Here is a 20802-nt window from a genome sequence, read left to right as displayed (position 1 = left end):
ACGTAGGTCCTGGTACTACGTCCCAAATCTTACGATCAGGGCTCTGATCAGCCATTATTGGCCGATCGACCGATACGCCACAGTACGTACGCGGGCCATGGGGGAGAAAAAAGCCACACAGGCCACTTTTGGCCTAATTCGCGAAAAGTCGCTCCCGGACCGCCCGCCACCGCTCCGCCAGCTCCCCGTAGACCTCGGACGCCCCCTCCCGGTCCCCGGCCCGCAGCGCCGCGATCCCCGCCGCCAGGTCCCCGGCCGAGCGGTCGGCCGCCAGCCGGTCCGCCGGCAGTGCGTGCAGCAGCCCCCCGTAGTCCAGCTCGACCATCGACCGCGGGTGGAACTCCTCCAGCCAGCTCCCGACCTCCACCAGCCCCTCGGCGAGCATCCCGTACCCCTCCGCGTCGCGCAGGGTCCGCAGGGCCCGGGCGAGCCGCCGGCGGGCCTGCACCATCGGCGTCCGGTAGCGCAGCCGCTCGCCCGGCACGTACTCCCGCTCCTCGTCGGCCACCAGGACGAACCAGCGCAGCGGGATCTGCCACACGCCCGTCCGGATCCAGGGGCGCGCGTCCGGGTTCCGCTCGCGCCAGCGCTCGTACTCCTCGGCCGCCCGCCGGCGCGTCCCCGGCGGGAGCGCGGCGTCCAGCACGGGAAGCGGGAACGACGCGACCAGCTCCTCCAGCGCCAGCCAGCCCCGGAGCCGGGTCCGCCACGGGCAGACCAGCAGCACCCCGTCCACCTGCGCCGTGAAGGCGTCCGCGCTCTCGTGCGCCGGCACGCCCACCACGGGGACCCGAACCAAGTCCGCGAGCGACTTGCGCAGTTCGTCCTGGGCGGTCGGGGTCACCCCCCGCCGGGCGTACGCGGCCCAGTGCGTGCGCTCCGGCTCCGCGAAGGCGACCAGGGGCTCGTAGACGCGCAGGTAGGAGGCGTACGGGACGGTCGGCGCCGAGCGCGCGGACGGCAGCAGGGGTTCGGGGGATTCGCTCACGCTCTCGTACTCCCCCTTTTGAGGGCCCGGTTCACCTCCGGGCCGCTCCCGCCCGCCCCGCCCCGGGGGCCTCGTACTCCGAGTGTGTTCCGATCCCCGGACAGGACGCCTACGCGGGGCCCGCAGGTCTTACTCTGCTCCCAGCACGCCCTCCCCCACCCGCAGGGCGGGCGTCTTTCCGCCGCATCTCTTCCATGGGAGTCACCACCGTGACCGAAATGACCGACGGCGTCCTGCACACCCTGTTCCGCACGGAACAGGGCGGCCACGAGCAAGTCGTGCTGTGCCAGGACCGAGCCTCCGGCCTGAAGGCCGTCATCGCGATCCACTCCACCGCCCTGGGCCCGGCCCTCGGCGGTACGCGCTTCCACGCGTACGCCTCGGACGAGGAGGCCGTCCTCGACGCGCTGAACCTCTCGCGCGGCATGTCGTACAAGAACGCCCTCGCCGGTCTCGACCTCGGCGGCGGCAAGGCCGTCATCATCGGCGACCCGGACGTCATCAAGAGCGAGGAACTGCTCCAGGCCTACGGCCGGTTCGTGGAGTCCCTCGGCGGCCGCTACGTGACCGCCTGCGACGTCGGCACCTACGTGGCCGACATGGACGTCGTGGCCCGCGAGACCCGCTGGGCGACCGGCCGCTCCCCCGAGAACGGCGGCGCGGGTGACTCCTCGGTCCTCACCGCCTTCGGCGTCTTCCAGGGCATGCGCGCCAGCGCCCAGCACCAATGGGGCGACCCGACGCTGCGCGACCGCAAGGTCGCCGTGGCCGGCGTCGGCAAGGTCGGCCACTACCTGGTCGAGCACCTGCTGGAGGACGGCGCCCAGGTCGTGATCACGGACGTGCGCGAGGAGTCGGTGCGCCGGATCCTCGACAAGCACCCGGGCAAGGTCACCGCGGTCGCCGACACGGACGCGCTGATCCGCGTCGAGGGCCTGGACATCTACGCCCCCTGCGCGCTCGGCGGCGCCCTGGACGACGAAACGGTCCCCGCCCTCACCGCCAAGATCGTCTGCGGTGCGGCGAACAACCAGCTCGCGCACCCGGGCATCGAGAAGGACCTCGCGGACCGCGGCATCCTCTACGCGCCCGACTACGTGGTCAACGCCGGCGGCGTCATCCAGGTCGCCGACGAGCTGCACGGCTTCGACTTCGACCGCTGCAAGGCCAAGGCCACGAAGATCTTCGACACCACCCTGGAGATCTTTGCTCGCGCGAAGGTGGATGGCATCCCGCCGGCCGCCGCGGCCGACCGGATCGCCGAGCAGCGGATGGCGGACGCCCGCGCCGCCCGCGTGCTCTAGGCCCCTGCCGGGACCCCCGGGTGCGCCCGCCGGGGTGCGGCGAGACGGAACTCACTGCACTTCGGCGGGTCGCCCGCCAGGAAAAGGTTAAAATCGCAGCTGACCAGCGAGGACGGGGCGCCTCGTTGGTTCTGCACCGGGGCGCGTCATGCGGGCGGCGTACCGTATGGCCGCGGAAGCAGGTACCGTTAAACCCCTACGGACGGTCTCTCCACGGAGAGCCCGCTCCGAACCATGAACGCGTGTCAGACTCTGGGGCCGTCGAGCCCCGTCACCGAGGGGGTCGAGCCATGGGGCGCGGCCGGGCAAAGGCCAAGCAGACGAAGGTCGCCCGCCAGCTGAAGTACAGCAGCGGCGGGACTGACTTGTCGCGTCTGGCCAACGAGCTGGGCGCATCGACCGCGGAACCGCTGCCTGTCAGCGAGCCGGTCGAGGTAGACGACGACGAGCTGGACGAGGACGACCCGTACGCTCGGTACGCGGAGCTCTACAACCGCGATGACGACGACGAGGACGAAGAGTCCGGTCCGTCGGCTCACCGCCGTGGGGCTTGACGCGCGGATCCTTCAGCACGGCAGCATCTGCGTCTGACAACACATCGAAACCCGGTCCAGGGCCTCGCCCCGGACCGGGTTTCCGTGCTGCTCAGGCGCCGTAGGACCCGGTGAGGGTCGCGCCCTCGGCGTGGTCGCCGCGGTCCAGGATCTCGCCGGCGACCCAGGCGTCGACGCCCCGGTCGGCCAGCGCGGTCAGGGCCACGTCCACCGACTCCTGCGGGACGACGGCCATCATGCCGACGCCCATGTTCAGGGTCTTCTCCAGCTCCAGCTGCTCCACCTGCCCGGCCTTGCCGACCAGGTCGAAGATCGCGCCGGGGGTCCAGGTCGAGCGGTCGACCGTGGCGTGCAGGTGGTCCGGGATGACGCGGGCCAGGTTGGCCGCGAGGCCGCCGCCGGTGATGTGCGAGTAGGCGTGCACCTCGGCCGTACGGGTGAGCGCCATGCAGTCCAGCGAGTAGATCTTGGTGGGCTCCAGGAGCTCCTCGCCCAGGGTGCGGCCGAGCTCCTCGACGTGCTGCTCCAGGGACATCCCCGCCCGGTCGAAGAGGACGTGCCGGACGAGCGAGTACCCGTTCGAGTGAAGGCCGGAGGATGCCATCGCGATGACGGCGTCACCCGTACGGATGCGATCCGCGCCGAGCAGGCGGTCGTACTCGACGACACCGGTGCCGGCGCCCGCCACGTCGAAGTCGTCCGGGCCCAGCAGGCCGGGGTGCTCGGCGGTCTCGCCGCCCACCAGGGCGCAGCCGGCGAGGACGCAGCCCTCGGCGATGCCCTTGACGATGGCCGCGACCCGCTCGGGGTGGACCTTGCCCACGCAGATGTAGTCGGTCATGAAGAGCGGCTCGGCTCCGCACACGACGATGTCGTCCATGACCATCGCGACGAGGTCGTGGCCGATGGTGTCGTACACGCCGAGCTGACGGGCGATGTCCACCTTGGTGCCGACGCCGTCGGTGGCCGAGGCGAGCAGGGGGCGCTCGTAGCGCTTGAGGGCGGAGGCGTCGAAGAGGCCGGCGAAGCCGCCGAGGCCACCGAGGACCTCGGGGCGCTGCGTCTTCTTCACCCACTCCTTCATCAGTTCGACGGCGCGGTCGCCCGCTTCGATGTCCACGCCTGCGGCTGCGTAGCTGGCACCGGTGGTCTTCTCTGTCATGACAGGAGAGAGCTTTCGTGTCGTTACTGCGTGTGGTGCTGGGCCCCCGGAGAAGCCTCAAAGAGAGGGCCCAGCGCAGGTTGAGCAGGGCGAACCGAGACCGCCTACGGACGGCGGAGCGCGTCGGCGGCGTCGGTGCCGCCCGCGAGCTCGCTCTCCAGAAGCTGCTTGCCGAGGAGCTGCGGGTCGGGCAGATCCATCGGGTACTCGCCGTCGAAGCAGGCACGGCAGAGGTTGGGCTTCTGGATGGTGGTCGCCTCGATCATCGCGTCGAGCGAGATGTACGAGAGCGAGTCCGCGCCGAGCGACGTGGCGATCTCGTCGACCGACATGCCGTTGGCGATCAGCTCGGCCCGCGTGGCGAAGTCGATGCCGAAGAAGCACGGCCACTTCACCGGCGGCGAGGAGATCCGGATGTGGACCTCCGCCGCGCCGGCCTCGCGGAGCATCTTGACCAGGGCGCGCTGGGTGTTGCCGCGGACGATCGAGTCGTCGACGACCACGAGGCGCTTGCCGCGGATGACTTCCTTGAGCGGATTGAGCTTCAGGCGGATGCCGAGCTGGCGGATCGTCTGCGAGGGCTGGATGAAGGTCCGGCCCACATAGGCGTTCTTGACCAGGCCGGAGCCGTACGGGATCCCGCTGGCCTCGGCGTATCCGACGGCGGCCGGCGTACCGGACTCCGGCGTCGGTATCACCAGATCGGCGTCGACCGGGGCTTCCTTGGCCAGGCGCCGGCCCATCTCGACACGCGAGAGGTAGACGTTGCGGCCGGCGATGTCGGTGTCCGGGCGCGCCAGGTAGACGTACTCGAAGACACAGCCCTTGGGCTTCGCTTCCGCGAATCGAGAGGTGCGCAGGCCGTTCTCGTCGATCGCGATGAGCTCGCCCGGCTCGACCTCGCGGACGAAGCTGGCGCCGCAGATGTCGAGGGCGGCGGTCTCACTCGCGACCACCCAGCCGCGCTCCAGGCGGCCGAGGACCAGCGGGCGGATGCCCTGCGGGTCACGGGCGGTGTAGAGGGTCCCCTCGTCCATGAAGACGAGGGAGAAGGCGCCCTTGACCTTCGGGAGGACCTTGGTGGCCGACTCCTCGATCGTCAGGGGCTTGCCGTCCTCGTCGGTCTGCCCCGCGAGCAGGGCGGTGACCAGGTCGGTGTCATTGGTGGCGGCCACCTGGGTGGCACGCCCGTCCTGACGGGGGAGGTCGGCGACCATCTCGGCGAGCTCGGCGGTGTTCACCAGGTTGCCGTTGTGACCCAGGGCGATCGAGCCGTGGGCGGTCGCGCGGAAAGTGGGCTGCGCGTTCTCCCAGACGGAGGCCCCGGTGGTCGAATAGCGGGCGTGACCGACCGCGATATGACCTTGGAGCGAGCCGAGAGAGGTTTCGTCGAAGACTTGGGAAACGAGGCCCATGTCCTTGAAGACGAGGATCTGGGAACCGTTGCTCACAGCGATTCCCGCGGACTCTTGTCCGCGGTGCTGCAGTGCATACAGTCCGAAGTAGGTGAGCTTGGCGACCTCTTCACCCGGAGCCCAGACACCGAAGACGCCGCAAGCGTCCTGGGGGCCCTTTTCGCCGGGGAGCAGGTCGTGGTTGAGTCGTCCATCACCACGAGGCACGCTTCCGAGTGTAGGCGAGATCGACCACTGGTCCGAATTGGGGATGGCCGGGAAATGTCACAGCACAGAGGGTGACCGGACGCCTCCGTCTCGGTGTGGGATCACTTTGTTGACATGTACGAAGGCATTCGTACAGGCTCTCGCTTCGCGCAGCCTCTCGGTGACCGCACCGTCACCCTCGTCGAGCGCCGGCACGTGGACCTCGTCCGTGTCGCGAGCGCCGTCTGTCGCTGTTCCGCGTAGCCACAACTCGTCCTCTCCTTTTCTCGTTTCCGCTCCGCCCCGCCCTGCTCCGCCGTGCCGCGCGCCGTCCCGCGCCCCGCCCGGAGCCGGCCGGCGGACCGCGCCGTGGAGTACCTGTGTCTTCGTACGAGAACAAGCTCGGCGGCGCCCGTGCGGGTCACTCGGCGGCGGAGGCCGCCTTCGCGGTCAGGCCCTTGCCGTCGGCGGCGGTGAGGGTGAGGGTCCGGCCGTCGATCTTCGAGGTGAGCGGCCCGCTGCCGAACAGCGCGGTCAGCGTCCGCTCGACCTCGCCCGCCGGGCCCTCGCAGGCCATCCGGGTCGTGGTGAGCGGGCCGAAGGTGACCGTGGAGCCGTCCACGGTCGCCTTGGCGCTGAACCGGTTGCAGCCGAGGGTGCCACCCGCCGTGCCGTCCGCGGCGAGCGAGAACCGGGCCTTGCCGGCGGCCTCGGCGGGTACGGAGGACACGGTCTCCCCGCTGATCAGCGCGTCGACGGTCCAATCGGTGACGATGAGCGGGGCGTCCGGGTCACGGGGCTGCGAGGTCATGGCGATGGTGCTCCCGTCGGCGGTCTTCAGGGTGAGCCGATCGGGCCCCCTGTCGATCGTCAGCCGGCCCGAGAACAGCTTGGCGAAGGCCGTCTCGAACTCCATGTCCGGGCAGGCCATGGTGGTCGACATGCCGGGGGTGACGGTCATGGCGGAGGTGCCGTCGAGGACGACCGCCGCCTGGAAGCCGTTGCAGCCGTAGCTGCCCTTGGCCTTGTCCTGCGCGAAGTCGACGCGGGCGGCCTCGGGAGCGTGCAGGGTGCGGCCGCCGGTGGTCAGGGACTCGACGGCCCAGGAGCCCACGACGGCGGGCAGCGGGGCGCCCCCGCTCTCCTCGGCCCCGCCGCAGCCGGCCAGGCCGAGGGCGAGTACGAGTACGAGGGCCGGCCCCGCGGGGATGTGGACGTGCCGGAAGGTACGCATGACCCTGGGACGGAAGGGGCGGCGGGACGGTTCCGTCATGGCCGCGCTCAGCTCATCAGCGGCAGCAGCGCGGACAGGTCGGCCCGCTCGCCGCTGGCGCTGACCCGCGCCCCGTCGAGCGCCCCGGCCCAATCCGTACGGCCGGTCGCGAGCCGGATCCAGGTCAGCGGGTCGGTCTCCACCACGTTCGGCGGGGTGCCGCGGGTGTGGCGCGGCCCCTCGACGCACTGGACCACCGCGAAGGGCGGGATCCGTACCTCGACCGCACCGCCCGGGGCCTTGAGCGCGAGGGCATCGGCGAGCAGCCGGGTGCAGGCGGCCAGCGCCTGCCGCTCGATCGGGATGTCCAGTCCGGCGGCCCGGTTCAGGTCGTCGGTGTGGACCACCAGCTCGACGGTCCGGGTGACCAGGAAGTCGGCCAGGGTCATGTCCCCGACCCACAGGTCCAGTACGCGGGTGTCCGGGTTCGCCGCGAGCGCCTCGGCCATGCGGGCGCCCGCCCGCTCGTACAGCTCGGGCAGCGGGGCGCCGGCGAGGGTCTCCCGGGCCGCTTCGGAGATCTTCCCGGCGAGGGAGGCGGTGGCGAAGGGCCACTCGACGGCGGACAGTTCGGCGATGGCGGCGGGCGGCCGGGCGAGGCCGGCGGCCAGCGAGTCCGCGATCCAGGCGATGTGCGCGGCGAGGTCGGCGACGGTCCAGTCCCCGAGCCCGCTGGGCCGTGCCAGCTGTTCGGGTCCCAACTCCGCCACGGCTTCGCCGACATGCGCGAACTGCGCGCTGACGGCCGGACGGATCCTCGCGGGATCGAAGGTGCGCGGCTTCTTCCTGGCGGGCGGCATGCGGTGACCCTATCCGGGCGGCGCCGGCTCCGTACGACCGCGCCGCGCGGCGGGAGCAACGCCGAGGCCCCGCCCACGGGGGTGGGCGGGGCCTCGTACGAGCTGGGGCCGGATCAGGCCAGCAGGGCCGGGATCGTCGCCTCGTGGGCCTCGCGGAGCTCGGCCAGCGGGAGGGTGAACTCGCCCTGGACCTCGATCTCCTCGCCGTCCACCACGCCGATGCGGGCGACCGGCAGACCCCGCGCACCGCACATGTCGGTGAAGCGGAGCTCCTCGCTGCGCGGGACGGCCACGATGGCGCGGCCCGCGGACTCGGAGAACAGGAAGGTGAAGGCGTCCAGGCCCTCGGGCACCACGATCCGCGCACCGTTGCCGCCGCGCAGGCAGGACTCGGTGAGCGCCTGGATCACGCCGCCGTCGGACAGGTCGTGCGCGGCGTCGATCATGCCGTCGCGGGACGCCGAGATCAGGATCTCGCCGAGCAGCTTCTCGCGGCCCAGGTCCACCTTGGGCGGCATGCCGCCGAGGTGGTCGTGGACGACCTGGGACCAGGCCGAGCCGCCGAACTCCTCGGCCGTGTCGCCCAGCAGGTACAGCAGCTGGCCGGCCTCCGCGAACGCCATCGGCGTACGGCGGTTGACGTCGTCGATCACGCCGAGGACAGCAACGACCGGGGTCGGGTGGATCGCGGTGTCGCCCGTCTGGTTGTAGAGGGAGACGTTGCCGCCGGTCACCGGGGTGCCCAGCTCCAGGCAGCCGTCCGCCAGGCCGCGGCAGGCCTCGGCGAACTGCCACATGACGCCCGGGTCCTCGGGGGAGCCGAAGTTCAGGCAGTCGGAGATGGCGAGCGGCTTGGCACCGGTCGCGGCGACGTTGCGGTACGCCTCCGCCAGCGCGAGCTGCGCACCCGTGTACGGGTCGAGCTTCGCGAAGCGGCCGTTGCCGTCGGTGGCCATGGCCACGCCGAGGTTCGACTCCTCGTCGATGCGGACCATGCCCGCGTCCTCGGGCTGCGAGAGCACCGTGTTGCCCTGGACGAAGCGGTCGTACTGGTCCGTGACCCAGGACTTGGAGGCCTGGTTCGGGGACGAGACCAGCGCCAGGACCTGCGCGCGGAGCTCCTCGGAGGTCTGCGGGCGGGGCAGCTTGCCCGCGTCGTCCGCCTGGAGCGCGTCCTGCCACTCGGGGCGGGCGTACGGGCGGTGGTAGACCGGGCCCTCGTGGGCGACCGTGCCCGGGGGCACGTCCACGATCTGCTCGCCGTGCCAGAAGATCTCCAGGCGCTCGCCGTCGGTCACCTCACCGATGACGGTGGCGATGACGTCCCACTTCTCGCAGATCTCCATGAAGCGGTCGACGTACTGCGGCTCGACGATCGCGCACATGCGCTCTTGCGACTCGCTCATGAGGATTTCCTCGGGCGAGAGCGTCGCGTCGCGCAGCGGGACGGTGTCCAGCTCGACGCGCATGCCGCCGGAACCGGCGGAGGCCAGCTCGGAGGTGGCGCAGGAGAGCCCGGCGCCGCCGAGGTCCTGGATGCCCGCGACCAGCTTCTCCTTGAAGATCTCCAGGGTGCACTCGATGAGGAGCTTCTCCTGGAAGGGGTCGCCGACCTGGACGGCGGGGCGCTTCTTGGGCTTGCCCGTGCCGGAGGCACTGTCGGACGCAGCGTCGAAGGTCTCGGACGCGAGGACCGAGACGCCGCCGATGCCGTCGCCGCCGGTGCGTGCGCCGTAGAGGATGACCTTGTTGCCGGGGCCGGAGGCCTTGGCGAGGTGGATGTCCTCGTGCTTCATCACGCCGATGCAGCCGGCGTTGACGAGCGGGTTGCCCTGGTAGCAGGCGTCGAAGACGACCTCGCCGCCGATGTTCGGCAGGCCGAGGCAGTTGCCGTAGCCGCCGATGCCCGCGACCACGCCCGGCAGGACGCGCTTGGTGTCGGGGTGGTCGGCCGCGCCGAAGCGCAGCGGGTCCACGACGGCGACCGGGCGGGCGCCCATGGCGAGGATGTCGCGGACGATGCCGCCGATGCCGGTGGCCGCGCCCTGGTACGGCTCGATGTACGAGGGGTGGTTGTGCGACTCGACCTTGAAGGTGACCGCGTAGCCCTGGCCCACGTCGACGACGCCGGCGTTCTCGCCGATGCCGACGAGCATGGCCGTGTTCTCGGGGGCCTTCTCGCCGAACTGCTTCAGGTGGACCTTGCTGCTCTTGTACGAGCAGTGCTCGGACCACATGACCGAGTACATGGCGAGCTCGGCGCCGGTGGGGCGGCGGCCGAGGATCTCCCGGATGCGGGCGTACTCGTCCTCCTTGAGGCCGAGTTCCTTCCACGGCTGGGAGGCGTCCGGGGTTTCGGTGGCGTTCTTGACGGTGTCGAGGCTCATGCGCTGACCAGCTTCTTCAGGACCGAGGTGAAGAACGGGAGGCCGTCGGTGCGGCCGGTCCCGATCAGCGGCTCGACCGCGTGCTCGGGGTGCGGCATGAGGCCGACGACGTTGCCCGCGGCGTTGGTGATGCCGGCGATGTCGCGCAGCGACCCGTTCGGGTTCACGTCCACGTACCGGAAGGCCACGCGGCCCTCGGCCTCGAGCTCGTCGAGGACGCGCTCGTCGGCGACGTACTGGCCGTCCATGTTCTTCAGCGGTACGGAGATCTCCTGGCCGGCGGTGTAGTCGCCGGTCCACGCGGTCTCCGCGTTCTCCACCCGCAGCTTCTGGTCGCGGCAGATGAAGTGCAGGTGGTTGTTCCGGAGCATCGCCCCCGGCAGCAGGTGGGCCTCGGTGAGGACCTGGAAGCCGTTGCAGATGCCCAGGACGGGCATGCCGCCCCTGGCCTGCTCGATGATGGTCTCCATCACCGGCGAGAAGCGGGAGATGGCCCCGGCGCGCAGGTAGTCCCCGTAGGAGAAACCGCCCGCGAGGACGACCGCGTCGACCTGGTGCAGGTCCTTGTCGCGGTGCCACAGCGAGACGGGCTCGGCCCCGGCGAGGCGGACGGCGCGCAGCGAGTCACGGTCGTCGAGCGTTCCGGGGAACGTGACGACTCCGATGCGAGTGGTCACCGTCAGGCCTCGACCTTCGCGGTCTCGACCCGCACGGTGAAGTCTTCGATGACGGTGTTGGCGAGGAACGTTTCGGCCATCTTGTGGATGCGGTCGAGGGCGGCCTGGTCGACCGGTCCCTCCACCTCCAGTTCGAAGCGCTTCCCCTGGCGGACGTCGGCGATCCCTTCGAAGCCCAGGCGCGGCAGTGCACGCTGCACCGCCTGGCCCTGGGGGTCGAGGATCTCCGGCTTGAGCATGACGTCGACTACGACGCGTGCCATCGGGCACTCCCGTGTGGTGGTTGGTGCGAAGGCGGTTCCATCAGCGTACCCGGCCAAAATTTCTACGCGGGTAGATACGCGAAGGGCGCGATCATCGCGCCGTTTCGGCTTCACCAACGCTTCGCAAAATCCGCCGGAAAACCGCGTACCCGGCATTGCGGCGGGACACGCGGAGAGAATTAACTGGGCTTCGCAATGCAATGGGAATCGAGGTACAAAGGAATCACTCCGGGCGAGTGACTTTTGCCGCTTCGCAACGGGGGATGAATGATGCATTGCCCCGAAACATCCACACAGGCGACATCGCCCCACGTCAGCAGGGGCGGCGTCGCACGAAGGGACCGATATCCGTGGCGCAGCGCGTAGTAGTCACGCTCTCCGACGACATCGATGGCGGAGAAGCGGCGGAAACGGTCGTGTTCGCTCTGGACGGTAAGTCGTACGAGATCGACCTCAATGTGGCCAACGCAAAGAAACTGCGGAAGGGCCTCGCCCCCTTCGTCGCCGCCGGCCGGCGCCAGTCGCGCTCGGGGAAGGCCTTCAAGCACACCTCCGTCGCCCCCGACCCGGCGGTCGTCCGGGCCTGGGCCCGCTCCAACCAGTACGAGGTGCCCCCGCGTGGCCGCATCCCGAAGAAGATCTACGAGGCCTACAACGCGGCCCACTGAGGGCCGATTTGCCATCCACCCCCATCCGTCGGCTAGTGTGTGGATCACGCCAAGGGGCCAGGCCGCAGGTCAGAGCCTCCGAGGTCGTGCGGGTGTAGTTCAGTAGCAGAACATCCCTCTTCCAGAGGGAAGGCGCAGTGTGCGATTCCTGTCACCCGCTCTGCATGACTTTCCGATCACCACGGTGGATCGGGTAGAGTGATGCACGCACCGCCTCGGCGGTGCACTGCTTGCGGACGTAGCTCAGTTGGTAGAGCACCACCTTGCCAAGGTGGATGTCGCGCGTTCGAGTCGCGTCGTCCGCTCTGTATGAAGAAGGCCCCGATCATTGCGATCGGGGCCTTCTTCGTCGTTCTTCGTACCTTCTTCGCATTCCTGGCTTTTCTCCTCTTCGCGCCCAGGGGCGAGGGCGGACACCCCCTGACAAATGTCATCGCGGGTCATGACAGCGCGCACTGCCGACCCCGTCCGGCCGGGCCGAGGCTTGAGTCATGACTGACACCGTGATCGAAGCCCAGGGCCTGCGCCGCGGCTACGCCGGCGGCTTCGAGGCCGTCCGGGGCGTCTCCTTCTCCGTGGCGCGGGGCGAGGTCTTCGCCCTCCTCGGGACCAACGGCGCGGGCAAGACCTCCACCGTCGAGCTGCTGGAGGGGCTGGCCGCGCCGAGCGCGGGCCGCGTGCGCGTCTTCGGGCTCGACCCGTACACGCGCCGGGCCCAGGTCCGCCCGCGCACCGGCGTCATGCTCCAGGAGGGCGGTTTCCCCTCCGACCTGTCGGTCGCCGAGACCGTCCGGATGTGGGCCGGGCTCACCACGGGCGCCCGGCCGGCTGCGGAGGTGCTGGACCTGGTCGGCCTGGGCGCACGGTCCTCCGTACGGGTCAAGCAGCTGTCCGGCGGTGAGCGGCGGCGCCTCGACCTGGCGCTGGCCCTGCTCGGCCGGCCCGAGGTGCTGTTCCTCGACGAGCCGACCACCGGCATGGATCCCGAAGGCCGCCGGGACACCTGGGCGCTGGTACGGGAGCTGCGCGCGCAGGGCACCACGGTGCTGCTGACCACGCACTACCTGGAGGAGGCCGAGGAGCTCGCGGACCGCCTCGCGATCCTCCACGAGGGCGAGCTCGTCCTGTCGGGCACCCCGGCCGAGGTCACCGCCACCCGGCCGGCCCGGATCCGCTTCACCCTGCCGGACGGGGTGCCCGCGGCCCGGCTACCGCTGGCGCTGCGCGCGGCGGCCTTCGGGCAGCGCGTGGAGATCCGTACCGAACGGCTCCAGGCGGACCTGACCGAACTGCTGGGCTGGGCCCGGGAGAGCGCGGTGGTACTGGACGGGCTCGACGCCCGGTCCGCCTCCCTGGAGGAGGCCTTCCTGGAGATCGCGGAGAGCCGCCGCAGCGCCGCCGGCCGCACCGAGGACACGATGGCGGGGACCCGATGAACACACTGACCCTGAACCCCGGCCGGCTCGTCGCGCTCGGCCGCTCCGAGATCACCCTGCTGGTGCGCAACCGGGCCGCGCTCGGCGTGGCCTTCCTGATGCCCCTGCTGATGGTGTTCGTCCTGCGCTCCTCCCTCAGCGGGGTCGAGGGCGCGCAGGCCGTCGGCGAGGCCACCGTGACCGGCGGGATCGGCATGGTGCTGATCCTCGTCGTCTACATGAACCTGGTCTCCGCCTACGTCGCCCGGCGCGAGGAACTCGTCCTCAAGCGGCTGCGCACCGGCGAGGCCAACGACCTGGAGATCCTCGCCGGGACCGCGCTGCCCTCCGCCGTCCTGGCGCTCGGCCAGATCGCGGTGCTCGCGGTGGCCGGCGCGGCCGTGCTGGACGTGCGCATGCCCCGCAACCCGCTGCTGCTCGTGGCGGCCGTGCTCGCCGGCGTCCTGCTGCTGGCCGGGCTGTCCGCGCTGACCAGCGCCTTCACCCGCACCGTGGAGACCGCCGGCTTCACCACGCTGCCGCTGTTCCTGATGACCGTGCTCGGCTCGGGGCTGTTCATGCCCGTGGACTCGCTGCCGGACCTGGCGGCCTCCCTGTGCGAACTGCTTCCGCTGAGCGGGGTGATGACCCTCGTGCGGGCCGGCTGGAGCGGCGGCGTCGACAGCGGGGACCTGCTGGGGGCCGGGCTGGGGGCGCTGGCCTGGATCGTGATCACCGTGTTTGCTGTCCAGCGGTGGTTCCGCTGGGAACCGCGCAGGTAGGGCGAGCCGGGGGACGGGGAGACGCGGAGATGCCGAAGCTGACGGGGTGGTGGAGGAACCGCAGCAGTGCGGGGAAGCTCGAGCTCTACACCCGGTGGTCGTTCCACCTCTTCGTGCTCCTCGAGATCATGTCCTTCGGGCTGCTTCCGCTGGGCGCCGCGGCGGGCAAGTCCTCGCCCCTGGTGCCCGGCACGCTCTTCGTGGTGCTGTGCGCCCACGCGGCGCTGTGCGGTGTGCTCAACTCCAGGGCACTGGACTGGGTGGTGGGGCGGCGCGAACGCCCGGTCCGGCTGGCGGTGTTCATGCCCGTCTCGACGGGCGCCGCCACCCTGGCCGTCCTCGCCCTGGAGGCCGGCGGAAGGCTCACGGACCCCTCGGTGGCTCCGGCCCTGGTGTCCGGGCTGACCTCCTTCGGCTCCGGCTCGCTGGTGCTGTGCCTGCGGTCGGTGCGCAGGATGCGGTACGTGCCCCCGGCCGCGGCGGCCGGGACGAGCCTGGCCGCACTCGCCCTGGGGCTGCCCGGCGGAGAGGTTCTGGGGTATCTCGTCGGGGTCCTGCTCGGCAGCCTGTTCCTCTGCTTCACCAGCGGGTTCTCCGCGTGGCTGCTGAACACGGTCTACGAGCTGGACCGCTCGCGCGAGGTCCAGGCGCGCCTCGCGGTGGCGGAGGAGCGGCTGCGCTTCGGCCGCGATCTGCACGACGTGATGGGCCGCAACCTGGCGGTGATCGCGCTCAAGAGCGAGCTGGCCGTACAGCTGGCGCGGCGCGAACGGCCGGAGGCGGTGGAGCAGATGATCGAGGTGCAGCGGATCGCCCAGGAGTCCCAGCGGGAGGTACGGGACGTGGTGCGGGGCTACCGGGAGGCGGATCTCGCGGTGGAGCTGGAGGGTGCGCGCGGCGTGCTGAGCGCGGCCGGCATGGACTGCCGGGTCGACTTCCGGGCCGGCCGGGAACTGCCGTCCGAGGTCCAGTCGGCGCTCGGCTGGGTGGTCCGCGAGGCGACGACGAACGTACTGCGGCACGGGGACGCGCACCGCTGCCTGATCCGGCTGTCCGCCCCGGAGACCGGCCCGGTGACGCTGGTGGTGGAGAACGACGGGGCGCCCGACACCCCGGCCGGGCCGCCGGGCTCGGGGCTGGCCGGGCTGCGGGAGCGGCTCGCGGCACTGGACGGGACCCTGCAGGCGGGCTTGGTGGGCGACGGCCGGTTCCGGCTGCTCGCGGAGATCCCGGACCGGGAAACGCAACGACTGGAGGTGCGGGCGTGAGCCCCGTACGCGTACTGCTCGCCGACGACGAGCACCTGATCCGCGGGGCGCTGGCGGCCCTGCTCGCCCTGGAGGACGACCTGCTCGTCGTCGCGGAGGCGGCCTCGGGCCCCGAGGCGCTCGCGATGGCGCGGGCGCACCGGCCGGACGTGGCGGTGCTGGACCTGCAGATGCCGGGAGCCGACGGTGTGAGCGTCGCCACATCGCTGCGGACCGAACTCCCCGACTGCAAGATCATGATCGTGACCAGTCACGGCCGCCCGGGGCACCTGAAACGGGCGCTGGCCGCGGGGGTGCGGGCCTTCGCGCCGAAGACGGTCTCGGCGCAGCGGCTGGCCGAACTGATCCGGACCGTGCACACGGGCGGGCGTTACGTGGACCCGGAATTGGCGGCCGACGCCATCAGCGCGGGGGACTCGCCGCTGACCGCACGGGAGGCCGAGGTGCTCGAACTGGCGGCGGACGGGGCACCGGTCGCGGAGATCGCCGAGCGGGCGGCCCTGTCGCAGGGGACCGTACGGAACTACCTGTCCTCGGCGGCGACGAAACTGGGCGCCGAGAACCGTCACACGGCAGTGCGTCTCGCACGCGAGCGAGGTTGGGTATAGTGGTTCTCGCGCTACGGCGCACCTGCGGACATAGCTCAGTTGGTAGAGCACCACCTTGCCAAGGTGGATGTCGCGCGTTCGAGTCGCGTTGTCCGCTCTGTAGTGAAGAAGCCCCCCGGTCCTCGGACCAGGGGGCTTCTTCGTGTCTCAGGACCAGGTCTGGCCGGTGAGCCGCTCGTACGCCTCGATGTACTTGGCGCGGGTCTGCGCGATGACCTGCGTGGGCAGGGCCGGCGGCGGGAGCTCGCTCTTGGGGTCCCAGCCGGAGGCCGGGGAGGACAGCCAGTCGCGGACGTACTGCTTGTCGAAGGAGGGCTGCGAGCGGCCCGGCTCCCACTGGTCGGCCGGCCAGAAGCGGGAGGAGTCGGGGGTCAGCACCTCGTCGGCGGCGACGAGGGTGCCGTCCTTCGGGTCGAAACCGAACTCGAACTTGGTGTCGGCCAGGATGATGCCGCGCTCGCGCGCGATGTCCCGGGCGCGGCCGTACACGGCCAGGGTGGTCTGGCGCAGCAGCGCCGCCGTCTCGGCGCCGGTGGTGCGCGCCACCTCCTCGTAGGAGACGTTCTCGTCGTGCTCGCCGACCTCGGCCTTGGCGGCCGGGGTGAAGATCGGGCCAGGCAGCTCGGACCCGTCCACGAGCCCCTCGGGGAGGCCGAGCCCGCACACCGTACGGGTCTGCTTGTACTCGGCGAGGCCGGACCCGGCGAGGTAGCCGCGGGCCACGCACTCGACCGGGACCATCTCCAGGTTGCGGCAGATCAGCGTGCGGCCGGCCCAGTCGGCGGGGGCGCCCGCGGGCAGGTCGGTGGAGATGACGTGGTTCGGGACGAGGTCGGCGAGCTGGTCGAACCACCACAGGGAGAGCTGGGTCAGGACGCGGCCCTTGTCCGGGATCTCGGTGGGCAGGACCCAGTCGAAGGCGGACAAGCGGTCGCTGGCGACCATGACGAGGCGGTCGTCCTCGTCGCGGTAGAGGTCGCGCACCTTGCCGGTGTGGAGGTGGACGAGGCCCGGAACCTGAACCGGCTCGGGCTTTTCGACGAATCCGGACACGGGGTCTCCCTGTGGTTCTGTATGAAGCGCACCCCGATTCTCGCGCACCCGCGTCCCCCGCCGCGGACAGGGGTCCGCGCCGCGGGTCGGTTCCGCGGTCAGTCGCGCTTGCAGATCCGGTCGAGGAGGTTGGCGGTGGCCCGCTGCACGCGCTCGTCGACGTGGCCCGGCCTGTCGAGGGCCGGGGACCAGGCGAAGGTGCCGGAGGCGAAGACCAGGGCCCCGCTGGACGCCCGGTAGAGGGAGGTCTCCTGGTGGCGCCGGTGGCCCTCGCTGTCGAGGTACGGGGAGTGCGCCAGCAGGATCCGGTCCTGGTGCTCGGGGAGCTGGGTGCGCGGGAAGTAGCGGTCGGCCTCACCCGCGACCAGGCCGGGCAGCTCGTCGTTCTCGCCGGCGCCGGTGGAGTCCCAGAGCCAGTGCGTGGCGTTGCGCACGATCAGCGGCGCGGGCTCGGGGACGCGGCCGGCGTACTGGATGCCGAGCAGCTGCTGCTCCGGGCGGTCGACCTCGCGCCACAGGCTGGGGCGGCCCGGACCGCGCCGTTTTCGGCAGGTGAGGAGTCGGTTCTCGACCCCGGACGGGGAGGCGGAGAGCTCGACCTGCCAGTACATGGTGTTGGCGGAGAGGAAGACGAGCGAGGTGCCGTGCAGACGGGCGCGCTCGACGGTGCGGCGCATGGGGGCCGACCAGTACTCGTCGTGGCCGGGGAAGACCAGGCCGCGGTAGCGGGTGGGGTCGACGCGGCCCGCGTGCAGGTCGCGGGTGTCGGCGTAGGCGATGTCGTAGCCGTAGCGCTCGGCCCAGCGGATGAAGTCGTAGGCGTGACCGACGTGCAGGGGCAGGCCGGCGCCCGCGTAGGGGCGGTCGAAGGAGACGGTGTGGGCCGCGTCCTGCTCGCCGAGCAGCCGGCCGTCCTCGTCCCAGGCGTGGTAGAGGCTGGCGCCGGTGCGGCCGTCCTCCGGATAGAGGTTGTAGGCCTGCCAGGTGATGTCCGGGAGCAGGAGCAGGAGGTCGGCGGGGTGGTCGTCGCGGACCGTGAAGGGGATGTGGGAGCGGTAGCCGTCGACGGTGGTCAGGACGGCGACGTACGCGCCGACGCTCCAGTAGGAGGGGACCTGCAGGCGCCAGGACAGCCACCAGTGGTGGCAGGAGACCGTGCGGTCGGCCGCCAGGGGAGCCGGCTGGACGATGCCGGACAGCCGCGGGCTCGTGGTGATCTTGGAGGCCCCGTCGCCGCCGTAGTGGCCGATCCGGTAGACGTCGACGGAGAACTGCTGGGGCGGATCGACGGTGATGTGGAAGTCGATGGCCTCGCCGGGGGTGACGGCGCCGGTGGAGGCGAAGCCCTTGACCTGGCGGTGCACGTCGTCGGCGGTGCGGGGACCGCCGTTGCCGCGGGCGCGGGGAATCTGGCCGGTGCCGGCGGCCGCGGCGGCCGGGTCCACGTACCAGGGGACGACGTGGCCGGTGTCGTCGAAGTAGAGCTCGCTCCCCCGGAACCAGGGCAGGGGGCCCTGTCCGAAGGGGTCGGTCACCGCGTGCGCGAGCGCACCTGACTCCCAACGCCGGATCTGGTCCGCACCCATGACCGCTCCCCTCCCTCGCTCCCCCGAACCGGCCTACATCGTGTCGGTGCGCGGCAGATTCCCTGCCGAGACGGCAGTTCTCGGACACCCCGGTTCAGGACATCGGGCCGCGACCGGTCCCAGCACATCACATAACGCACTCAGTCCGTCACCGTTCGTCGCGAATTGACGGGATCGGAACATTCGCATCCGATTGTTCGTGCGAGTCGTAGCCCCTCCGGGGACGCGGTCCGGGGCCCGCCGCGGACCGGTCCGGGCCCGGCGCGGACGAGGCCGGACGATGCCGGACCCCGGCTCAGACCAGGCGGACCGGCTTCTCCGGGCGGACGCCGAGGTCGGCGAGCCAGTCCCGCAGCGGCTGCGGGTTCCCGTCCTCGACCAGGCACAGCACCCGCGCGGCCAGGTCGGGGCGGCGGGCGCCGCCGACCAGCAGGACCGGCCCGTCGAGCCAGTCCAGGCCGGGGGCCGCCCCGGCCGAGTCCACGGCCGCGCAGCACACCATCGCCGTCACGTGGTCGGCCAGCAGGTCCCGGCCGCTGCGCGGCGGCTGGAGCGGGAACAGCGGCACGGCGTCCGCGCCGCGCGCCTTCCCCGCGCCGGCGGCCGGACCGGCGGCCCGCTCCTCGCGGGCCAGGTCCCCGCTGAGTCGGCCGGCCAGGGCCTCCGAGGCCGCGCCCGCGCCGGCGGGGTCCGTGAGGTAGCCCAGCACCCGCTCCAGCGTGGGCCCCGCGAAGCCGTCCACGGCGGATCGGGCGGAGCCGGCGGCCTCGATCGTGGCCGGTCCCGCCGCCGCGGACGGAGACGGTGAGGCCGATGAGGCCGATGAGGCCGACGTGCCGGGCAGGACTCCGGGTCCGGCGGACCCGGCGGGCCCGGTGGAAGCGGCGGCCGGTCCGGCGGAGCCGGCGGGGCGTCCCGCCGGGACGGCCAGGGCGTCCAGCGCCGCGTGCAGCCGGGCCGCCTCCGCACGCCATTTGCGGTCCACGACCTCCTCCGGATACGCCGTCCAGTCCACCGGGGACCAGTCCGGCCCGGGCTCGGCCGGCCCGCCGTGGAAGAGGCGCGCGGCCAGCAGCGACGTCGCCTCGTCGACCACCCCGGGCTGTTCCAGCAGGTCACAGGCGGGGCGCTCGCCGAGCCGCGAGGTGAACCCCTCGGCCAGCCGGTCCCGCCGCGAGAGCTCGGTCAGCGCGGAGACCACTCCGGCGTCGAGGTGGGCGGGCCAGCGGCCCATCCGCCAGGCGGGCAGTGCGACCCGGGTCAGCAGCCGGTCCCAGCCCGCGTAGGCGAGGCCGACCTGCTCCTGGGCGACGATGCGCAGCCCGTAGTCCACACCCTGTGCACGCTCCGAGGCGGCCGCGGCCACCCCGCGCTCCATCTCGGTGGCGTCCGTCCGGCACAGCCGCAGCAGCAGCCGGGCCGGGGCGCCGATCCAGCCGAGCCCGCGCCGGTTGCCCACGTCCACGGCCGCGTCCAGGCCCCGTACGAAGCCGCGCGCGTCGGCTATGTCCGGGTGCGCGGAAGGACCCGTACCGGCGACGACAGGCGCGAGGACGGCCCGTAGCTCCGCGACCCGCATCCACCACAGGAACGGCGAACCGATCACCAGCACGGGGGCGGCGCCCTGCTCCGACTCCGCGCCGGCGGATATGGCGCTCCGGCGGTGGGCCGCGTGGGTGCGGTCCTCCAGCCAGCTGTCGCAGTCCGGCGTCAGGGCTATCGCGGAGGGCCGCGGCACGTCCATGCGGTCGGCCAGGTCCCGCACCAGCCGGTAGAGATCGGGCGCGGCGGCCTCCGACAGCGGCACCGTCGGCGTGACGGCCGGGCTCGCCCGCAGGACCACGGCCGCGAAGACGCCGCCGACGAGCAGCACCACCGCCGCCACCAGGCACACGACGAGGGTCACCACGGGCCAGGGGTCACCGGCCAGCCGGCCCGTCATCCGGGCGGCCACCAGCACCACCGCGAGGGCGCCGGGCAGCAGCCCGACGGCCAGGGCCCTGCTGCGAACGCTCAGCACGGCGAGAGCGCGGGAACGTGCGGACGGCACGCCCGCTTCCATGATCGAACCGGTTCCGGACACGGCCGGACCTCACCCCCTCTGCCCTGCGGCGACGTTGCTCATTCCCCCACTGTGACACCCGCCACTGACATCGCAATGCCGGTGGGCCAAGTGCCGGAATGCTTGCGCCGCACCCTAGTTGGGGCACGCCCGGCCGTCAGGCAGACGGGGTGACGATCACCCGATGGAATGGCTTTGGGTAAAGGTGGGTGCGTTCGAACGCGGCCGGATGCACTCGCACGCGAACACGCCCGCGGGGGGGGGGGGGGGGGGTTTGGGGGGGGGGGGGGGGGTGTTGGGGGGGGTGGGGGGGCAGGGCCCTGGGGCTTTTTTTTTCCTCGCTTCGTGGTT

At 71.8% G+C, this 20802-nt stretch carries 19 protein-coding genes and 3 tRNA genes; 11 read left to right on the top strand and 11 right to left on the bottom strand.

Features of this window, described 5'->3' with window-relative positions; translation table 11 throughout:
- Positions 1-133: 133 nt before the first annotated feature.
- Positions 134-988, bottom strand: coding sequence for a DUF8083 family protein (locus ACZ4VT_RS25810; protein WP_467953051.1), 855 nt, complete (start codon positions 986-988; stop codon positions 134-136).
- Positions 989-1197: 209 nt separating this feature from the next.
- On the opposite strand from ACZ4VT_RS25810, the gene ACZ4VT_RS25805 reads away from it, so the two are divergent.
- Positions 1198-2292 carry a Leu/Phe/Val dehydrogenase gene (locus ACZ4VT_RS25805; RefSeq protein WP_467953049.1) on the top strand — a complete coding sequence of 365 codons (1095 nt, stop codon included), beginning with the start codon at positions 1198-1200 and terminating at the stop codon, positions 2290-2292.
- A gap of 290 nt (positions 2293-2582) precedes the next feature.
- The gene (locus ACZ4VT_RS25800) at positions 2583-2846 is read left to right on the top strand and encodes a DUF3073 domain-containing protein (RefSeq protein ID WP_319723731.1); all 264 of its coding nucleotides are present in this window, start codon (positions 2583-2585) and stop codon (positions 2844-2846) included.
- A gap of 91 nt (positions 2847-2937) precedes the next feature.
- Here the strand turns inward: ACZ4VT_RS25800 and purM are convergent, their stop codons facing one another.
- Both purM and purF read right to left on the bottom strand, forming a co-directional pair.
- The gene (purM, locus tag ACZ4VT_RS25795; RefSeq protein ID WP_467953047.1) at positions 2938-4008 is read right to left on the bottom strand and encodes a phosphoribosylformylglycinamidine cyclo-ligase; all 1071 of its coding nucleotides are present in this window, start codon (positions 4006-4008) and stop codon (positions 2938-2940) included.
- Between the two features lie 104 nt (positions 4009-4112).
- On the bottom strand, positions 4113-5630 hold the full coding sequence (gene purF, locus ACZ4VT_RS25790) for an amidophosphoribosyltransferase (protein WP_467953046.1): 1518 nt from the start codon (positions 5628-5630) through the stop codon (positions 4113-4115).
- Positions 5631-5744: 114 nt separating this feature from the next.
- Here purF and ACZ4VT_RS25785 point away from each other — a divergent pair, with 114 nt between their 5' ends.
- Positions 5745-5873, top strand: a complete 129-nt coding sequence (locus ACZ4VT_RS25785; protein WP_467953044.1) for a putative leader peptide — start codon at positions 5745-5747, stop codon at positions 5871-5873.
- Between the two features lie 157 nt (positions 5874-6030).
- Here ACZ4VT_RS25785 and ACZ4VT_RS25780 read toward each other — a convergent pair whose 3' ends face one another.
- The 5 genes from ACZ4VT_RS25780 to purS all read right to left on the bottom strand — a co-directional run bounded on the left by ACZ4VT_RS25780 (position 6031) and on the right by purS (position 11009).
- Positions 6031-6882: an META domain-containing protein gene (locus ACZ4VT_RS25780; RefSeq protein WP_467953042.1), complete on the bottom strand. Its 852-nt coding sequence runs from the start codon at positions 6880-6882 to the stop codon at positions 6031-6033.
- Between the two features lie 8 nt (positions 6883-6890).
- Positions 6891-7682: a maleylpyruvate isomerase family mycothiol-dependent enzyme gene (locus ACZ4VT_RS25775; RefSeq protein ID WP_467953041.1), complete on the bottom strand. Its 792-nt coding sequence runs from the start codon at positions 7680-7682 to the stop codon at positions 6891-6893.
- Positions 7683-7795: 113 nt separating this feature from the next.
- Positions 7796-10069 carry a phosphoribosylformylglycinamidine synthase subunit PurL gene (gene purL, locus ACZ4VT_RS25770; RefSeq protein ID WP_467953039.1) on the bottom strand — a complete coding sequence of 758 codons (2274 nt, stop codon included), beginning with the start codon at positions 10067-10069 and terminating at the stop codon, positions 7796-7798.
- Entirely contained in the window at positions 10066-10746 is a 681-nt protein-coding gene (gene purQ / locus ACZ4VT_RS25765) for a phosphoribosylformylglycinamidine synthase subunit PurQ (protein ID WP_467953038.1), read from the bottom strand. Before purQ ends, purL begins: the two co-directional genes overlap by 4 nt.
- A 2-nt stretch (positions 10747-10748) precedes the next feature.
- Positions 10749-11009 carry a phosphoribosylformylglycinamidine synthase subunit PurS gene (purS, locus tag ACZ4VT_RS25760; RefSeq protein ID WP_214942389.1) on the bottom strand — a complete coding sequence of 87 codons (261 nt, stop codon included), beginning with the start codon at positions 11007-11009 and terminating at the stop codon, positions 10749-10751.
- 350 nt (positions 11010-11359) lie between these two features.
- Between purS and ACZ4VT_RS25755 the strand changes: the two genes are divergently transcribed.
- The 8 genes from ACZ4VT_RS25755 to ACZ4VT_RS25720 all read left to right on the top strand — a co-directional run bounded on the left by ACZ4VT_RS25755 (position 11360) and on the right by ACZ4VT_RS25720 (position 15847).
- Positions 11360-11677: a histone-like nucleoid-structuring protein Lsr2 gene (locus tag ACZ4VT_RS25755; protein ID WP_362802554.1), complete on the top strand. Its 318-nt coding sequence runs from the start codon at positions 11360-11362 to the stop codon at positions 11675-11677.
- Positions 11678-11765: 88 nt separating this feature from the next.
- A tRNA-Gly gene (locus ACZ4VT_RS25750) sits at positions 11766-11837 on the top strand.
- Between the two features lie 72 nt (positions 11838-11909).
- Positions 11910-11982 (top strand) — tRNA-Gly (locus tag ACZ4VT_RS25745).
- A gap of 186 nt (positions 11983-12168) precedes the next feature.
- Positions 12169-13113 carry an ABC transporter ATP-binding protein gene (locus ACZ4VT_RS25740; RefSeq protein WP_467953036.1) on the top strand — a complete coding sequence of 315 codons (945 nt, stop codon included), beginning with the start codon at positions 12169-12171 and terminating at the stop codon, positions 13111-13113.
- Complete coding sequence (locus ACZ4VT_RS25735; protein ID WP_467953035.1) at positions 13110-13874, top strand: ABC transporter permease; 765 nt, start codon at positions 13110-13112, stop codon at positions 13872-13874. Before ACZ4VT_RS25740 ends, ACZ4VT_RS25735 begins: the two co-directional genes overlap by 4 nt.
- Before the next feature lie 29 nt (positions 13875-13903).
- The gene (locus ACZ4VT_RS25730; RefSeq protein WP_467953034.1) at positions 13904-15142 is read left to right on the top strand and encodes a sensor histidine kinase; all 1239 of its coding nucleotides are present in this window, start codon (positions 13904-13906) and stop codon (positions 15140-15142) included.
- Positions 15139-15750, top strand: a complete 612-nt coding sequence (locus ACZ4VT_RS25725; RefSeq protein ID WP_467953033.1) for a response regulator — start codon at positions 15139-15141, stop codon at positions 15748-15750. Before ACZ4VT_RS25730 ends, ACZ4VT_RS25725 begins: the two co-directional genes overlap by 4 nt.
- 24 nt (positions 15751-15774) lie before the next feature.
- Positions 15775-15847 (top strand) — tRNA-Gly (locus ACZ4VT_RS25720).
- A 50-nt stretch (positions 15848-15897) separates the two neighbouring features.
- Here the strand turns inward: ACZ4VT_RS25720 and ACZ4VT_RS25715 are convergent.
- The 3 genes from ACZ4VT_RS25715 to ACZ4VT_RS25705 form a co-directional block, all read right to left on the bottom strand.
- Positions 15898-16803 carry a phosphoribosylaminoimidazolesuccinocarboxamide synthase gene (locus tag ACZ4VT_RS25715; RefSeq protein WP_467953031.1) on the bottom strand — a complete coding sequence of 302 codons (906 nt, stop codon included), beginning with the start codon at positions 16801-16803 and terminating at the stop codon, positions 15898-15900.
- A gap of 98 nt (positions 16804-16901) precedes the next feature.
- Complete coding sequence (locus ACZ4VT_RS25710; protein WP_467953030.1) at positions 16902-18389, bottom strand: N,N-dimethylformamidase beta subunit family domain-containing protein; 1488 nt, start codon at positions 18387-18389, stop codon at positions 16902-16904.
- Positions 18390-18684: 295 nt separating this feature from the next.
- Positions 18685-20451, bottom strand: a complete 1767-nt coding sequence (locus ACZ4VT_RS25705; RefSeq protein WP_467953108.1) for a M48 family metalloprotease — start codon at positions 20449-20451, stop codon at positions 18685-18687.
- Between the last annotated feature and the right edge of the window lie 351 nt (positions 20452-20802).

Source organism: Streptomyces sp. NPDC029164 (assembly GCF_055563995.1).
This window is presented reverse-complemented; position numbering and strand designations above follow the sequence as displayed.

What these genes read in the sequence shown, in the direction of transcription:
- ACZ4VT_RS25800 (WP_319723731.1), top strand. Translation starts at nt 2,583, where the DNA reads ATGGGGCGCGGCCGGGCAAAGGCCAAGCAGACGAAGGTCGCCCGCCAG.
- purM (WP_467953047.1), bottom strand. Translation starts at nt 4,008, where the DNA reads ATGACAGAGAAGACCACCGGTGCCAGCTACGCAGCCGCAGGCGTGGAC.
- ACZ4VT_RS25785 (WP_467953044.1), top strand. Translation starts at nt 5,745, where the DNA reads ATGTACGAAGGCATTCGTACAGGCTCTCGCTTCGCGCAGCCTCTCGGT.
- ACZ4VT_RS25780 (WP_467953042.1), bottom strand. Translation starts at nt 6,882, where the DNA reads ATGACGGAACCGTCCCGCCGCCCCTTCCGTCCCAGGGTCATGCGTACC.
- ACZ4VT_RS25775 (WP_467953041.1), bottom strand. Translation starts at nt 7,682, where the DNA reads ATGCCGCCCGCCAGGAAGAAGCCGCGCACCTTCGATCCCGCGAGGATC.
- purL (WP_467953039.1), bottom strand. Translation starts at nt 10,069, where the DNA reads ATGAGCCTCGACACCGTCAAGAACGCCACCGAAACCCCGGACGCCTCC.
- purS (WP_214942389.1), bottom strand. Translation starts at nt 11,009, where the DNA reads ATGGCACGCGTCGTAGTCGACGTCATGCTCAAGCCGGAGATCCTCGAC.
- ACZ4VT_RS25740 (WP_467953036.1), top strand. Translation starts at nt 12,169, where the DNA reads ATGACTGACACCGTGATCGAAGCCCAGGGCCTGCGCCGCGGCTACGCC.
- ACZ4VT_RS25735 (WP_467953035.1), top strand. Translation starts at nt 13,110, where the DNA reads ATGAACACACTGACCCTGAACCCCGGCCGGCTCGTCGCGCTCGGCCGC.
- ACZ4VT_RS25730 (WP_467953034.1), top strand. Translation starts at nt 13,904, where the DNA reads ATGCCGAAGCTGACGGGGTGGTGGAGGAACCGCAGCAGTGCGGGGAAG.
- ACZ4VT_RS25710 (WP_467953030.1), bottom strand. Translation starts at nt 18,389, where the DNA reads ATGGGTGCGGACCAGATCCGGCGTTGGGAGTCAGGTGCGCTCGCGCAC.
- ACZ4VT_RS25705 (WP_467953108.1), bottom strand. Translation starts at nt 20,451, where the DNA reads ATGGAAGCGGGCGTGCCGTCCGCACGTTCCCGCGCTCTCGCCGTGCTG.